This window comes from Aeromonas sp. 604443, assembly GCF_049170315.1.
Lineage (GTDB): Bacteria > Pseudomonadota > Gammaproteobacteria > Enterobacterales > Aeromonadaceae > Aeromonas > Aeromonas veronii_A.
Genome location: NZ_JAAKMI010000001.1, coordinates 555,321 through 570,112, shown reverse-complemented (window position 1 = coordinate 570,112; position 14,792 = coordinate 555,321). Strand labels below are relative to the sequence as shown.

12 protein-coding genes are annotated in these 14,792 nt (G+C 60.8%); 5 read left to right on the top strand and 7 right to left on the bottom strand.

All coding sequences use genetic code 11. The features are described 5' to 3' along the window. Window positions 1-29: 29 nt before the first annotated feature. The 5 genes from rbsA (at window position 30) to G5380_RS02425 (ending at window position 5,475) form a co-directional block, all read left to right on the top strand. A complete protein-coding gene (gene rbsA / locus G5380_RS02445) occupies window positions 30-1,559 on the top strand; it encodes a ribose ABC transporter ATP-binding protein RbsA (RefSeq protein WP_139730691.1) in 1,530 nt (509 codons plus the stop codon). Continuing rightward, the gene (gene rbsC, locus G5380_RS02440; RefSeq protein WP_005336670.1) at window positions 1,556-2,524 is read left to right on the top strand and encodes a ribose ABC transporter permease; all 969 of its coding nucleotides are present in this window, start codon (window positions 1,556-1,558) and stop codon (window positions 2,522-2,524) included. Before rbsA ends, rbsC begins: the two co-directional genes overlap by 4 nt. A gap of 30 nt (window positions 2,525-2,554) precedes the next feature. Further along, window positions 2,555-3,430 carry a ribose ABC transporter substrate-binding protein RbsB gene (rbsB, locus tag G5380_RS02435; RefSeq protein ID WP_005360585.1) on the top strand — a complete coding sequence of 292 codons (876 nt, stop codon included), beginning with the start codon at window positions 2,555-2,557 and terminating at the stop codon, window positions 3,428-3,430. 108 nt (window positions 3,431-3,538) lie between these two features. Beyond that, window positions 3,539-4,471, top strand: a complete 933-nt coding sequence (rbsK, locus tag G5380_RS02430) for a ribokinase (protein ID WP_421310254.1) — start codon at window positions 3,539-3,541, stop codon at window positions 4,469-4,471. Next, on the top strand, window positions 4,471-5,475 hold the full coding sequence (locus G5380_RS02425; protein WP_421352322.1) for a substrate-binding domain-containing protein: 1,005 nt from the start codon (window positions 4,471-4,473) through the stop codon (window positions 5,473-5,475). Before rbsK ends, G5380_RS02425 begins: the two co-directional genes overlap by 1 nt. Before the next feature lie 87 nt (window positions 5,476-5,562). Here the strand turns inward: G5380_RS02425 and G5380_RS02420 are convergent, their stop codons facing one another. The 7 genes from G5380_RS02420 to ihfA form a co-directional block, all read right to left on the bottom strand. Then, entirely contained in the window at window positions 5,563-7,212 is a 1,650-nt protein-coding gene (locus G5380_RS02420; RefSeq protein WP_421352321.1) for a diguanylate cyclase domain-containing protein, read from the bottom strand. After that, on the bottom strand, window positions 7,212-7,688 hold the full coding sequence (locus G5380_RS02415; RefSeq protein WP_164536855.1) for a hypothetical protein: 477 nt from the start codon (window positions 7,686-7,688) through the stop codon (window positions 7,212-7,214). Before G5380_RS02415 ends, G5380_RS02420 begins: the two co-directional genes overlap by 1 nt. Before the next feature lie 91 nt (window positions 7,689-7,779). Then, window positions 7,780-8,553, bottom strand: a complete 774-nt coding sequence (gene cobB, locus G5380_RS02410; RefSeq protein ID WP_005351956.1) for a Sir2 family NAD+-dependent deacetylase — start codon at window positions 8,551-8,553, stop codon at window positions 7,780-7,782. A gap of 60 nt (window positions 8,554-8,613) precedes the next feature. After that, on the bottom strand, window positions 8,614-9,255 hold the full coding sequence (locus G5380_RS02405; RefSeq protein ID WP_267529324.1) for a GNAT family N-acetyltransferase: 642 nt from the start codon (window positions 9,253-9,255) through the stop codon (window positions 8,614-8,616). Window positions 9,256-9,258: 3 nt separating this feature from the next. Then, window positions 9,259-10,503: a response regulator gene (locus G5380_RS02400; protein ID WP_421172925.1), complete on the bottom strand. Its 1,245-nt coding sequence runs from the start codon at window positions 10,501-10,503 to the stop codon at window positions 9,259-9,261. Beyond that, entirely contained in the window at window positions 10,490-14,479 is a 3,990-nt protein-coding gene (locus G5380_RS02395) for an ATP-binding protein (RefSeq protein ID WP_421352320.1), read from the bottom strand. Before G5380_RS02395 ends, G5380_RS02400 begins: the two co-directional genes overlap by 14 nt. A gap of 15 nt (window positions 14,480-14,494) precedes the next feature. Further along, window positions 14,495-14,791: an integration host factor subunit alpha gene (gene ihfA, locus G5380_RS02390; protein ID WP_005300715.1), complete on the bottom strand. Its 297-nt coding sequence runs from the start codon at window positions 14,789-14,791 to the stop codon at window positions 14,495-14,497. Window position 14,792 lies beyond the last annotated feature (1 nt).

The window sequence follows — 14,792 nt, the reverse complement described above, 5'->3', positions numbered from 1 at the left end:
CAAAGAAGGCCTCTTCAAGGAAGCTGCAAATGAGCACAACCTCCCCCCTCTCACCCATTCTGGAGCTGACCGGGATCGTCAAGACCTTCCCCGGTGTACGCGCCCTCGACGAAGCGGGTCTGCGGGTCTATCCGGGCCAGGTGATGGCCCTGCTCGGTGAAAATGGCGCCGGCAAATCCACCCTGATGAAGGTGCTGACCGGCATCTATCAGGCCGATGCGGGCAGCGTCAGCTATCGCGGTCAACCGGTTCACTTCAAGGGCCCCCGCGACTCTCAGGATCAGGGGATCAGCATCATCCATCAGGAGCTGAACCTGCTGCCGGAGTTGTCGATTGCCGCCAACATCTTCCTCGGTCGCGAACCGCGCACCCGTTTTGGCAGCATCGACCACAAACAGTTGCGCGAACGGGCGAGCGGCTTGTTGGCTCGACTTGGCGTCAAGCATGGGCCGGATACCCGACTCGGAGATCTCTCCATCGGCGAACAGCAGATGGTGGAGATCGCCAAGGCGCTGTCGTTCGATGCCAGCGTCATCATCATGGATGAACCGACCGATGCGCTGACCGATACCGAGACCGAGCAGCTGTTCAAGGTTATCCGCGAGCTGCGTGAGCAGGGTTGCGGCATTGTCTATATCTCCCACCGCCTCAAGGAGATCTTCGAGATCTGCGATCGGGTCACTGTGCTGCGTGATGGCAAGTGGATCGGCGAGAAGGCGGTAAGCGATCTGGATGAAGACAAGATCATCGAGATGATGGTGGGTCGCCGGCTGGAAGAGCAGTATCCGCGTCTTGAGCGCGAGCTTGGCCCCGTCAGCCTGCAGGTGAAAGATCTGGCTGGTCCCGGTGTGCGCGGGGTGAGCTTCTCCCTGCGTCAGGGGGAAATTCTGGGCTTTAGCGGCCTGATGGGCTCCGGCCGTACCGAGCTGATGAAGCTGATCTACGGCGCCAGCCCCATCAGCGCCGGTGAAGTGCAAGTTGACGGTCATGCTCTGGTGCCCAAAAGCCCGGCCGATGGTCTGGCCGCAGGCATCGCCTATATCTCCGAAGATCGAAAAGGAGATGGCCTGGTGCTGGAGCTGTCGGTGCGCGAAAACATGAGTCTGTGCGCCCTCGACGAGTTCATCAGCAACGGCAAGATTGACGGCAAGGCCGAACGGCAGGCGGTGAGCGACTATGTGCGCCTGTTCAACATCAAGACCCCGAGTCAGGATCAGCTGATCAAGCTGCTCTCCGGCGGCAACCAGCAGAAGGTGGCCATCGCCAAGGGGCTGCTGACCCGGCCCAAGGTGCTGATCCTCGACGAGCCGACCCGCGGCGTCGACGTGGGGGCGAAAAAGGAAATTTATCAGCTGATCAACCAGTTCAAGAAGGAGGGGATGAGCATCATTCTGGTCTCCTCCGAGATGCCGGAAGTGCTCGGCATGAGTGATCGCATCATGGTGATGCACGAAGGGCGCATCAGCGCAGAGTTCAACACCCGCGATGCCAATCAGGAGAAGCTGATGGCGGCGGCAGTCGGTAAACAGTGGCAAGCAGAGCAAGAGGCATCCCAATGACAACCCAAACCCTTTCCCGCCGTGGCGTCATGAGCAAGGCGTGGTGGATCGAGAATAAATCCCTGGTCGCGCTGCTGGTGCTGATTGGTGTGGTCTCCTTTCTGAGCCCCAACTTCTTCACCGCCGACAACCTGCTCAACATCCTGCGCCAAACCTCGGTCAACGCCATCATGGCGGTCGGCATGACGCTGGTTATCCTCACCGCCGGTATCGATCTGTCGGTCGGCTCTGTGCTGGCCCTGTGCGGCGCGCTGGCTGCCACCATGGTCGCCATGGAGTTGCCCATCTGGCTGGTGGTGCCCCTCACTCTGGGTGCCGGAGCCCTGCTAGGCGGCGTCAGCGGTCTCATCATTGCCAAGGGCAAGGTGCAGGCATTTATCGCCACCCTGGTCACCATGACCGCTCTGCGCGGTATCACCATGGTCTATACCGAGGGGCGCCCCATCTCCACCGGTTTCAGTGACGGCGCCGATCACTTCGCCTGGCTCGGTACCGGTTACCTGTTCGGTCTGCCAGTGCCCATCTGGCTGATGGCCATCGTCTTCCTGCTCGCCTGGTTCATGCTCAACCACACCCGTCTCGGTCGCTACATCTACGCGCTGGGTGGCAACGAATCGGCTACCCGCCTCTCCGGTATCAATGTGGATCGGGTGAAGCTGGCGGTGTATGGTCTGTGCGGCGCGCTCTCGGCACTGGCAGGGCTTATCGTTACCTCTCGCCTCTCCTCTGCCCAGCCGACGGCGGGCATGGGTTACGAGCTGGATGCCATCGCCGCGGTGGTGCTGGGTGGTACCAGCCTGATGGGCGGCAAGGGCCGCATCATGGGTACCCTGATAGGTGCCTTGATCATCGGCTTCCTGAATAACGCCCTCAACCTGCTCGACGTATCCTCCTATTACCAGATGATCGCCAAGGCCAGCGTGATCTTGCTTGCCGTGATGATCGATAACAAAAGCAATCGTTGATAAGACAAGCCACACACAAGGAATGAAATGATGAAAAAGCTCAATACCCTGCTCGCTGCCGCCATCATGTCCGTGCTGGGCACTGCCCAGGCCGCCGATCAAACCCTGGCCATGGTGGTCTCCACCCTCAACAACCCCTTCTTCGTCACCATGAAAGAGGGGGCCGAAGCCAAAGCCAAAGAGCTTGGCTACGAGCTGGTGGTACTGGATTCCCAGAATGACCCGGCCAAAGAGCTCTCCAACATGGAAGATCTCACCGTACGCAAGGTCGGCGCCATCCTGATCAACCCCACCGATTCCGAAGCGGTCGGTAACGCCATTCGTCTGGCCAACCGCGCCAGCATTCCGGTACTGACCCTGGACCGCGGCGCCGCGCAGGGTGAGGTCAAGGCCCATATCGCCTCCGACAACGTGGCAGGCGGCAAGCTGGCCGGTGACTTTATCACCGAGAAACTGGGTACTGGCGCCAAGGTGATCCAGCTGGAAGGGATTGCCGGTACCTCCGCCGCCCGCGACCGTGGCGAAGGTTTTGCCCTGGCCGTGGCGGCCAACAAGCTGCAGGTGCTGGCTTCCCAGCCTGCCGACTTTGACCGCACCAAGGGTCTGAACGTCATGGAAAACCTGCTGGCCGCCCATCCGACCGTACAGGCAGTGTTCGCCCAGAACGACGAGATGGCGCTGGGTGCCATCCGCGCGGTGCAGGCTGCCGGTAAAGAAGTGATGATCGTCGGCTTCGACGGCACTGACGATGGCAAAGCCGCCGTTGCCAAGGGTAAACTGGCCGCCACCGTGGCCCAGCAGCCTGCGCTGATCGGTGCCATCGGCGTCGAGACTGCCGACAAGGTGCTGAAAGGTCAGCCGGTAGAGAAATCCATTCCGGTACCGCTGCAAGTAGTTAGCAAGTAAGTTCTCGAGGGGAGGTTCGCCTCCCCTTTTCCCTCTCGTTCAGGTGCCTCCCGGCTTGGGCTCACGCCATCACAGTGTTCAAGCCAAGATGCATCAGGAGTAGTCAACATGAATCGTCTCGTCGTTCTGGGCAGTGTCAATGCAGACCATGTGCTGCGCGTTCCCCACTTTCCTCGCCCGGGTGAAACCCTGACCGGTCACAGCTATCAGGTGGTGCCCGGTGGCAAGGGGGCCAATCAGGCGGTTGCTGCCGCACGCCTTGGCGCCCCCGTCTCCTTTATCGCCCGCATCGGTGATGACGCCATCGGCCACCAGATGAAGAGCGGTTTTGCCAAAGACGGCATCGACGTCAGCGCCGTCGAGCTCGATCCCAAGCTCCCGACCGGTATCGCCATCATCTATGTGAGCGATGAGGGGGAGAACAGCATAGGTATCTCCGCCGAGGCGAACGGTGCCATCACCCCTGCCGTGGTGAAAAACCATGAAGCGATGATCGCCGACGCCCACACCCTGTTGTTGCAGCTGGAAGTACCGCTCGAGAGCGTCCATGAAGCTGCACGGCTGGCTCGCGCCCACGGCACCCGGGTAGTGCTCAACCCCGCCCCTGCCCGCCCGCTCTCAAGCGAACTGCTGGCACTGGTCGACCTTATCACCCCCAACCAGACCGAGGCCGAGCTGCTGACCGGCGTCAAAGTCACCGATGAAGCGAGCGCCCGAGAGGCGGCAACCCGCTTCCACCAGATGGGTATTGCGGATGTGATGATCACCCTGGGGTCGCAGGGGGTCTATTGCAGCAACGCACAGCAGCAACAGCTGGTCCCGGGCTTTCGGGTCAAGGCGGTGGATACCACTGCCGCAGGCGATACCTTCAACGGCGCCCTGCTGGCGGCGGAACTGGCCGGTGCCGATTTCCACAGCGCGGTGCGCTTTGCCCACGGGGCGGCGGCACTCTCCGTCACCCGGTTCGGCGCCCAGAGCTCCATCCCGAGCAAGCAGGAGGTCGACACCTTCCTGCTTGAGCAGACAGCGCAGGGGCACTGATGGCCAATATCAAGGAGGTGGCGGCGCTAGCGGGGGTCTCCACCACCACCGTCTCCCACGTCATCAACGAAACCCGTTTCGTGGCCGAGGAGACCCGCGAGCGGGTCTTCGCCGCCATGCGCGATCTCAACTATGCCCCGAGTCTGGTGGCCCGCAGCCTCAAGGTGAAGGAAACCAACAGTATCGGCATGCTGGTCACCACCTCCAGCAACCCCTTCTTTGCCGAAGTGGTGCGCGGGGTGGAGCGTTACTGCTTCGAGCAGGGCTACAACCTGATGCTGGGCAACACCGAGGGGCAAACCGAGACGGCCCTCTCCTACCTCAAGATGATGCTGCGCAAGCGGGTCGATGGCCTGCTGATCATGTGTAGCGAAGGACAGCAAGAGGTCTTCAACCAGCTCGACTGGCTCAAGAGCCTGCCGGTGGTGGTGATGGATTGGGGGCTGGTTAGCGAGGATGTGGATCTTATCGCCGACAACTCCTTCCACGGCGGTTATCTCGCAACCCGCCATCTGATTGAGCTGGGCCATACCGCCATCGGCTGCATCACAGGCCCCCACAGCCGCGCCCCCGCCAACCAGCGCCAAGCTGGCTTCGAGCAGGCGTTGCAGGAGGCGGGTCTCATCGTCAATCAGGAGTGGATCCAGGAGGGTGATTTTGACTGCGCCAGCGGCCATCAGGCGATGACTCGTCTGCTGGCATTGCCCGAGCGTCCCACCGCCCTCTTTGTCTGCAACGACATGATGGCGATGGGGGCCATCAGTGCCGCCCATCAGGCGGGGCTGGTGATCCCGCGCGACCTCTCCATCGTCGGCTACGACAATGTGGCGCTGGCCGAATTTATGTCGCCGCCACTCACTACCGTCAACCAGCCCAAAGAGGAGCTGGGACGCCTCGCCGTCACCCGCCTGCTGGCGCGGATCAACGGCGAAGCTGTGGCTGACCACCTGATCACCGTCGACCCAGACCTGGTGATCAGGCAATCCTGCACCCCTCGCACCTGACGTTCAGGGGCAATAAACGAAACAAGGCGACCCCGAGGTCGCCTTGTTTCATTCTGTCTCTTACCGGTGCAATACCGCTTTTTGCCTTCAGGCCAGCGACCTTGTCTCCCTGGCCGCCAGCACTTGCAGTGGCACCAGCCCCAATCGTCTGGCCAGAGGCTGCAACAGCTCGCCATCTTCATCACCCTGCGGCAGCCAGTAGCGAACGGGCCAGCCTGCTGCCAGCTGCGCCGCGGTGGTACTACCAATCTCTCTTAGCGCCAGGGTGCAACCCTGTTGCCGCAATCCCGCCAGCAAGGCACCATCCTGCTGCAGCATCGGCACCAGCAACACCAGCGGCGTACGGGAAGCCTCCGGCAGATAGGCCAGTAAATGGGTCAGCTGGGCCTGGTTGTCGAGCGGGACCAGCAGTGCCCGACCATCGGCATACTGCGCCTCGTGCGCTTGCAGCACACGGGCCAACACGGGCCCCAGCACGCCGCACTCCTGCAGCCAGCGCATGTGGCAGGGCACTCCCTGCTCACCCCATTCAAGCGCCAATTGCCACATGTCGTTGCCCTGTCCGTCCGTCAGCGCCTGCAATGCCACTCGCAGCGGTGCAGGCTCGCGCCCCGCCAGCCACTCTCGCAGCTGATGAAGCTGCTGCTGACTCAACTGCAACTGCTGCAGCATGGCAGGCTCAAACCAGCTGATCGCCCCCTCCTGGCTACGCTTGGCCTGGTTAAGGGCCAGGATCGCCTGATCCAGCAGCCGGGCGGCATCCTGTTGCTGCGCCTTGGCGACCCCGAGCCGACAGGCCAGATCGAAGCTGCACTCCCGGGTCACGAACTCGAAATGGAGCTGATCCACCAGCTCATGAATGGCGGTTTCCAGCGCATCATCCGCTTTGGTCAACACCACGGCAAATTCATCTCCGCCGAGCCGGTAAGCGTGGCTGCCATGGGCCTGCTGCAGCTTGTTGGCCACCATCTGCAACAGCCGATCACCGACCTGATAACCCAGCAGATCATTGACCTGCTTGAAGCGCTTGAGATCGAGCACCACCAAAGCGCTCACATCATCAGCATGCAGAGCGCGAGAGAGCTGCTCCTGCAGGGCACGGCGGTTGCCAAGCTGGGTCAGGGGATCGAGCAGGGCAAGCCGACGGTTCGCCAGATTGGCGCGAATGAGGGCTGCGACCAGAGCGCCACCGGTCAGCAACAGGATCAGTTGCCAGATCTGCAGCCAGAACAGGCTGTTGCGGATCTGGCTGACCGAATGCTCCCGCTCCTGGCCGGAGAGGATCTGATCCCCTATCTGTTCGATGAGACGGGTCTGGCTGGCGATCGCCTCCTGCAAGCGGGCAAGCTCAACCCCCTCGCGCAGCGCACCGGCCTCCATCTGGGGTTCGAGCTGCTTGATCTGCTCGAACAGGGTAGCCAGCACCTTGCCGAGCCCGTGCCGCTGGCGCATCTCGGCGGTTTCACTGCTGATGAGGAAGATGTCGAGCCGGTTCCACAGCAGATCGTAATCGAGGCTCAGGGTCTCCATCGACAGTCTGCCAGCCCGATAGAGCTGCAGATCGTAGAGGAAACGCTGGGATTCGAGCATCACCTGGCTGATGTTCCAGTGGACATTGCGGTAGAAGGTATCGACCAGCTGCTCCTGCCGATACTGCAGATAGAGGCTGCTGCCGGACGAGAGCAGAAACAGCAGCGACACCGCAACCAACAGCAGATTTTGGCGGGATAGCCCCATCAATCGACGATCTCGATGCGGGTCACCTGCCACACCATGCAGTTGTGAATGGCAGGGACGTCCAGCTTGGGATAGGTGGTGAACGGGATGAGCAGCCAGAGCGGCCCCTTGTTGCGCCGGGTCAGCGGTTTGCCGTCCTCCTGACGCACCAATGTCAGCGGCACGCCGTCGAACAGGGCCAGATCCACCACCTGCTGATAGCCGTTGAGGGCCGAAATGGCGATCTTGCGAGCATCCGGGATCCCTTGCGCCGCCAGCACGGCTGACAAGGTCGGCCCGCGATAGTGGTGGGTGCCCTGAGTCCAGGGGGTAGTCGTAGTGAATTCGGTCTGTGGCAAGGCAGAGATGGCCGACTCATCGAGGGTCACCTGCTGGCCATCTGGCAGTACCAGAGTCATCAGGGGGATGGAGGCCGATGCGCTGGCACTGGCCAGCATCAGGAGAAAAAAAGCGATCCATTGCTTGACTGCGGTCATGGTAATTTGCGCCAACTGCGTCCCATTTTTTAAATGGTTGCCAGTGTGGCGATTTCACCGAACCATTGCAACTGTCCCGTCGCACAGTAGCTCAGGGACCGCGCATCTCCATCCAGTTGTGCCCCTCGACTTGCCTCGGTTGATGAATGCCGCACGCCTCCAGCAACTCATCGACATAGGCGGGCACCAGCAAGGAGGCCGGCCCATAGCGTTTTTCGTCAAACTGGCTACCTACCTCGCTCGGCTCGAGATTGAGCTCGATGGTGTGCGCCCCGTTGAGGCCCGCCTCATGGACAAACCCGGCCGCCGGATAGACAGCGCCAGAGGTGCCGATGGAGATAAAGAGATCGCACTGGGCCAGCGCACTGTAGATGCGATCCAGCCCGAGCGGCATTTCGCCAAACCAGACCACATGGGGGCGCATCGGCTGAGGGAACTGGCAGCAGGAGCAGAGCTCGTCCTGATGGAGATCACCGCGCCACTCGATCACCTGACCGGACTCTGGGCAGCGGGCCTTGAGCAGCTCCCCGTGCATATGGATAAGGTTCTTGCTACCCGCGCTCTCGTGCAGATTGTCGATGTTCTGGGTGACCAGGGTGACCGTGCCGGGCAAAAGCCGCTCGAGACGGGCCAGCGCATAGTGGGCCGGATTGGGATGAACCTGGGGCTGTTGCAGCTGTTTGCGGCGGGAGTTGTAAAAGCGCAGCACCAGTTCGGGATCCCGGGCATACCCCTCGGGGGTCGCCACGTCCTCGACCTTGTGCTCTTCCCACAAACCGTCGCAGGCACGAAAAGTCTTGATGCCGGATTCGGCAGAGATCCCCGCGCCGGTCAGGATCACGATATGTTTATATGACTGCGCCATAAGCTGCTCCGTCTATCCCCGCACAATAAATGTGACCTTAGCACAGGGAAAAAAGTGTCACTATTCGCCCTTGGTCTTAAGCGGCGCCGCTGGCGGTGCGGGCAACCAGGCATCCAGTACCGACAGATCCAGCCTGACAAAGACCATCTCCCGCCCGGTTACCAGGGTCAGCGGCAAGCCAAGGCGCTTGAGCAAAGTGAGCATGGGCCGGTTCTGGGCCAGCACTTCCGCCGTCCACTCCCGGATCCCGTCCGCCCTGGCAAGCAGTGCCAGCGCCAGTAGAATCCGTCGCCCCGCCCCCTTGTGCTGAAAGTGATCCGCCACGATGCAAGAAAACTCCGCCCGATCGGGATGAAGGCGACGGCGGATTGATTGCGCCTGAGCCAGCGGCTCACCAGCCAGATCGGTCAGCAACAGCGAGATCTGTTGCTCGGGATGGTAATTGAGAAATTGGGCCACCTGTTCCGGTGGCGGTGTCCGTTTCGGACGCATAAAGCGCAGATAGATGCTCTCTTCACTCAATGCATCGTAAGCAGCCAGCATGCGGGCAGGCGCCACCCCATGCAGCTCACGCAGCAAACACGGCACCTCGGAGACCTGCATCGCCAGTGGCAGCGCGGCCCGGGAAACCGGATGGGGCCAGCCCTCCAGCCCTTTGCCAAGGCGCTCCCGGTGCATGGGCCAGCAGAGGTAGCGCGGCATGGCTTACCAGCGCCCCGTCATACCGCGCTCTCGCCACACCTCGACGTCGAGCAGGTTGTAAGGATCATCCAGATAGACGGCGATCCCCAGCTCCCGAACCCTGGCCATAAAGCGTCCCAGCAGGGAGTCCATGGCCAATGACTCTATTTCGGGTAAAAGCGCCTGCCCCAGCAGCAAAGCGCTCAACGGCAAACGCTCCAGCAGATCGAATGGCAAATGCTGGCTGTTATCGAGTAGCAACGCCAGCTTGCTCCCCGCCAGACTCGCTTGCAGTACCAGCGCAAACCGCTCTCCATTGCTCAACAGGTGATCCCGACGATGGATCAATAATGTCAGCTCTGTGGGGCTACGTGACTGATCCGTCAACCACTCTTTAAGTGCCTCCCAGCGGCTGGGCAAGCCGGTCACCGCCAGCCAGACCGGATGAGGGGTCGCGGGACTGGAGAGCAGCCCTAGCTGACCCTGCACCTCCCCCTGCCAACGGCGGATGGAGCGGCGCTGGCCGCTCAAGCGCTGCTGACGCAGAGGCCCCAGATAGAGTCCGCGCAGCAACCTGAGCAACTCGTTGCCATCGAGTGGCTTGGCCAGTGCAGCCAGCACATTGAAACCGGCATCGTGCAGCAGACGGCGGGCACCGTCGATCAATGTCTGCTCGTGCGCCGACAAGAGAATGATCGGCAACCCGCTGCGCTGAATTTGCGGCTGGCTCATCAGCAGGCTGATGGCATCCTGCTCCACCAGACTGAGATCACACACCAGCAGACTGATGTCGCCAGCCTCCAACGCAGCAAGACAGGCAGTTTCATCCTGCACCCACTGGCAGGAGAGCCCCAGTTCGGCGATAGCTTGCTGTAACTGCATCCCCTGAAACGGGTGATCTTCTAGCAGCAGTACCCGCTTGGCCGCCAGCCAGTTGTTCCAGTCACGGTAACTGGCGGCAAGTCCTCCCAGCCAATCTTCACCAATGGCATAAATTCCCTGATGATGCTGCAACTCGGGGAAATAGTCCGCCTGCTGGTGAGCGGCAGGATCGTAAAGGGCAATGGCACCGGCCGCAAACAACCCTTCCCACTGCCAGCAGGCGTCCGGTTGGGTGCGCTGCAAAGTGACATAAGAGGGGAGTGTCGTGCTATTTGCCAGCTCATGGGAGGCCCGATCAAGCGCATACAGCAAGACAGGGCAAAAATCTGCCGCCTCGTGCTCTTCCGAGTCGAGCAACGCCAGCAGTTCTTCATCAGTAATGATCATCTTGGGTCCTTTTCGAGAAATGCTGGCTGAACTCATCCAACGCCCGGTTCAAACTGCTCTGGAGAGCTGGATGGGGGGCTTGTTGCCACTCGTCAATCACCGTCACCAGCGCCGTGGCTCCTACCATTCTGGCGGCCCCCTTCAGCTTGTGTAAAGCAGCATTCACGCCAACTTCATCTTCTTCTGTGCAGCAGCGTTCAAGTTCGGCCAAATCATCACGGGTAGCCTTCAGATAAAGGGCGGCCAGTTCATCGGTCAGCAACGAGGCAACCGGTGTCGGGGCGACAGCATTGCTCCCCTCTTTGGCAATATGGCGCAGCAAGGTCGCCAGCACCTTGAGGGCGACCGGCTTGTCCAGATGGCCATCGCAACCGCAGGATTGCAGCTCCCTTGCCGCTTGCTCACTGAGATCTGCGGTGATCACATAGACCGGAAGACGGGCCCAACGCGCGGATTGGCGCAATTGCCTGCACAGTTCGGCCCCGTTCATCACCGGCATCTGCAGGTCTGTCAACACAAGATCCACCTGATGCTTCACCAGCATCTCCAGCGCCAGCTGCCCGTTGGCGGCACTGACTACGCTTGCACCGAGTTGCCCCAGTTGCATACAGATCAGCTCCCGGTTGACATCGTGATCCTCAACCAGCAGTACCCGCATACCAAGCCCGGGCTGCATCTCACCCACAGGTTGCTCTGATGTCATCCGTGGCTGGAACAGGCTGATCATGGTGCCCGGCACCCAGGACTCCCCCTGCCATGACCAGTGATACAGACTATCCTCGTCTCTCTCGGCCTGCAGCAGATCAACCGCACGACTGGCAACATGAATACCGAGCCTGGACAACCAGGGCGTGACCCCCAAAACCTCATCGTGAGGCAGTGAGAGGGATAACTGGCGTACTCTTGGCTGCCAATCGATATCTTGCTGAACCTGTTGCAACGGCAACTCGCAGAAGAAGCGGCTACCACCGCCCGGGCGTCCCTCGACATCGATCAACCCGCCCATCTGCTCGAGCAGCTGCTTGCAGATCGCCAGACCAAGGCCGGTGCCCGGCGCCCGCAACTGCCCTTCAACAGCAAACTGTTCGAATGGCATAAAGAGAGTAGGACGCATCTTGGCGGTGATCCCCGGCCCTTCATCATCGACCCCGAAGCGCAAGGTCGATGCGACTACCTCGACCCACAGCACCACTTCCCCACGCAGGCTGAACTTGATGGCATTGGAGAGCAGATTGTGGAGCACTTGCCGTACCCGATGGGGATCGAGAGTCAGCAAGGCTGGCAAGGCGGGGTCAAGCCGCAATCGTAATTGCAGCCGTTTGGATCTGGCCTTGCTCCAGTGCACCGCCGCCACGTGCTCGCACAGCTCGGCGAAATCGGTGGGCTGGGGCGAGAGGGAGAGTTTGCTGTTTTCGTTGCGACTAAAGTCGAGTACATCGTTGAGCAGGCCGAGCAGCTCATCCCCCGCCTGACGCACCCGCGCCAGCGCCGAATCCTGTTCTCTCGACAAAGGGGTGCTGGCCAGCCACTCAAGCAAGCCGAGCATGGCGTTCATCGGTGTACGGATCTCGTGGCTAATCGCCGCCAGGAAACGGCCCTTGGCCTGCACCGCCTGCTGCGCCTGTTCATGGGAGTGCTGCAATGCTTGATCCTGCTCGACCCGGGCAGTGGCATCCTGCATCACCGCATAAATTCGCCAACCATGCGGTTGACTGCGGCCACGGCCATAGAGCTGCAACCAGCGCAGACCCTTGGTCGGATGGTGATAGCGCAGGGTGAATGCGAAGGGTTTGCCAGCCTGCAACATGGCGAACATCTCACGGCTTACCCGGCGGCGATCCTCGCGCTCAAGCATAATGAGCACCCGTTTGGGCTCACGGCGGATCTGCTGGCTCGCCAGCCCCAGCAGCTCGTAACAGCCTCGGCTGATAAACTCGATGGCCCCTACCCGTCCCCGCTCGAACATAAACTGCAGCACCACGCCGGGGACTGTATTGGTCAGGGCACGCAGGCGGCGCTCTGCCTGACGTAGAAAACGGGCCTGCTCACGCAGCACACTGATATCCGACAGGGCGATGAGATCGGTGGCAGGTGCTTGCTTGTCCAGCCGCAGCGGATGCTGGGCATAGGCGAAGACCTGCTCCCCCAGCACCAGCTCCCCTTCGCTCTTTTGCGGCTGAACCGGCGGCAGCATCAACTGCTGAGAGTAGCGCAGGGCCAGACGTCGCCCCTGTTTATTGGATTTGATCACCTTGCCCTGGCTGTTGCGCAGATAGACGGGCACCGGCAACGCCTGAAACATGGTTTCCCGCAGCTCGCTCTCGATGGCCAGCGCCTTCTCGGCGGCGTGACGCTGGGCCACTTCCCTTGCCAGTTGCTGGCGGGAACGCCAGATCCCGCCGATGACAATACCGCTGATCAGCAGTGCCATGGCGATGGAGCCAAACCAGGCGGCGTAGCTCACACCGGGTTGCTGCACGACGAGCAAGCGGCGCCAGCGCTGGTTAAGTTCGTCGATCTGGGTGCTGGTCAGCGCCATCAGGTTGCGGTCCATCACACCGGCTAGCTCGGTCTGACTCTTGTTGATGGCAAAGCCTAGGCCGAAACGATCTTCCAGCTCCTCGATATCGAGCCCTTCCAGCAAGTTGGTACGCTGGGGATATTGCAGCTGATATAGCTCGCTCAGCATGGCGTCAGCCTTGCCTTGCTTGATCGCTGCTAACCCCTGCTCGAGGCCGTCGGTGCGAAGCCACTCCTGATCACCAAGCAGGGCGAGCAAGGAGGGATCGTAGAGGGATTCAGGTACCAGAATACGCTGCCGCTTGAGCTGGGTGATGCGATCGGCAGCCAACTTGCGCTTGCTGATCAAGGCAAACCGATTGGTGGAGATCGTCCGACTGAAAATGAACTGATCCGTCAATGCCGGGGATTCCGGCAAGCCGGCCATCATATCCGCCTCACCAAGGCGCAGCTTTTCTACGGCCTCCGCCTTGCTGGCTGCAGGTACCAGCTTGTATTTCAGGCCGGTCTCCTGGGTGACCCAGCGCAGCACATCCGCGCTCCACCCTTTCGGCTCCCCCAGATCATTGACACCGCTATAGGGCATCAACTCGGGATTGACCACAAGACGAATGGTGCGCCCGCGGCCGGATAACCAGGCCTGCTCGGTATCGCTGAAGTGGGGTTGGTTGACGTAGAGCGACCCCTGATCGAGATAACGGGCCAGATCGGTATAGATAGTACCGGCGGGCATATGACGGATCAGGGTGTCCACCAGATTGGCCAACTCAGGCTGATCACGCATCATCAAGCGATAGCTGATGATCCGATCCTCACCAAACAGGCGGCGCAGGCGCAAACCATCGGCAGGAAACTCGCGCATCAGATAGCGCAGTTGCAGATAGTCCCCCAGATAGGCATCACCCTTGCCACTCTGCAGCGCGTCGTAGACCTTCTCTCCGCTTTTTAGGGAAATAATGCGTGCCTGTGGATAGAGCTCGTGCAGCAGGCGGGCAGAGTCTGCCAGCGAGTAGACCAGAAAGCGGGCCTGTTTGAGATTTTCACCCTTGTAGAGGATGGCGGCATCGGTCTCCATCATCGGACGACTTAACCGCATGCCCTCCACGGCCTTCTTGCGGGTTCCGACATAGGGAATGATGTCGCAGTCACCCTCTGCGAGCCCGTTGCGCAATATCTGCCAATCGGGCAACTCTTTGAGCACGAGGGGAACCGGGAACAGCTCCTGCAACCGGGCGAGACGATCCTTGAGCAGACCCCCCTCGGCCATCAGGTATGGTGGAGGAAGCGTCGCAGGATAGCAGAGCGAGAGCTGACTCAGTGAATTTACATAAGCTTGGGTCGCCGGCGCCAACGGCAGCACTGTGGTCTGCAAAGGCTTGGCGTGCAATGGCAGTGCCAGTACGGCACCCAGAAGAAAAACGGGGAATTTGGTCATCTGAAAACAAAAGCCAGGCATCTGCCTGGCTTTTTATCACTCGTTGGGTTCAACATTTTCTACCCTGGCCTTGAGCTTCTGGCCAGGCCGGAAGGTCACCACGCGGCGGGCGCTGATAGGAATATCCTCGCCCGTCTTGGGGTTGCGTCCGGGACGCTGATTCTTCTCACGAAGGTCAAAGTTACCGAAGCCTGAAATCTTGACTTGTTCACCACGCTCAAGCGCCTGTCGGATTTCCTCAAAGAAGGCTTCCACCATATCTTTGGCTTCACGCTTGCTCATCCCGAGCTGGGTGAACAGGTGCTCTGCAATGTCGGCTTTGGTAAGCGCCATA

Bases quoted from the DNA above. Each gene is read 5' to 3' on its own strand.
- rbsK (WP_421310254.1), top strand. From the start codon at position 3,539: ATGAATCGTCTCGTCGTTCTGGGCAGTGTCAATGCAGACCATGTGCTG.
- rbsC (WP_005336670.1), top strand. From the start codon at position 1,556: ATGACAACCCAAACCCTTTCCCGCCGTGGCGTCATGAGCAAGGCGTGG.
- G5380_RS02395 (WP_421352320.1), bottom strand. From the start codon at position 14,479: ATGCCTGGCTTTTGTTTTCAGATGACCAAATTCCCCGTTTTTCTTCTG.
- G5380_RS02420 (WP_421352321.1), bottom strand. From the start codon at position 7,212: ATGGGGCTATCCCGCCAAAATCTGCTGTTGGTTGCGGTGTCGCTGCTG.
- rbsA (WP_139730691.1), top strand. From the start codon at position 30: ATGAGCACAACCTCCCCCCTCTCACCCATTCTGGAGCTGACCGGGATC.
- cobB (WP_005351956.1), bottom strand. From the start codon at position 8,553: ATGGCGCAGTCATATAAACATATCGTGATCCTGACCGGCGCGGGGATC.
- rbsB (WP_005360585.1), top strand. From the start codon at position 2,555: ATGAAAAAGCTCAATACCCTGCTCGCTGCCGCCATCATGTCCGTGCTG.
- G5380_RS02405 (WP_267529324.1), bottom strand. From the start codon at position 9,255: ATGCCGCGCTACCTCTGCTGGCCCATGCACCGGGAGCGCCTTGGCAAA.
- G5380_RS02425 (WP_421352322.1), top strand. From the start codon at position 4,471: ATGGCCAATATCAAGGAGGTGGCGGCGCTAGCGGGGGTCTCCACCACC.
- G5380_RS02400 (WP_421172925.1), bottom strand. From the start codon at position 10,503: ATGATCATTACTGATGAAGAACTGCTGGCGTTGCTCGACTCGGAAGAG.
- G5380_RS02415 (WP_164536855.1), bottom strand. From the start codon at position 7,688: ATGACCGCAGTCAAGCAATGGATCGCTTTTTTTCTCCTGATGCTGGCC.
- ihfA (WP_005300715.1), bottom strand. From the start codon at position 14,791: ATGGCGCTTACCAAAGCCGACATTGCAGAGCACCTGTTCACCCAGCTC.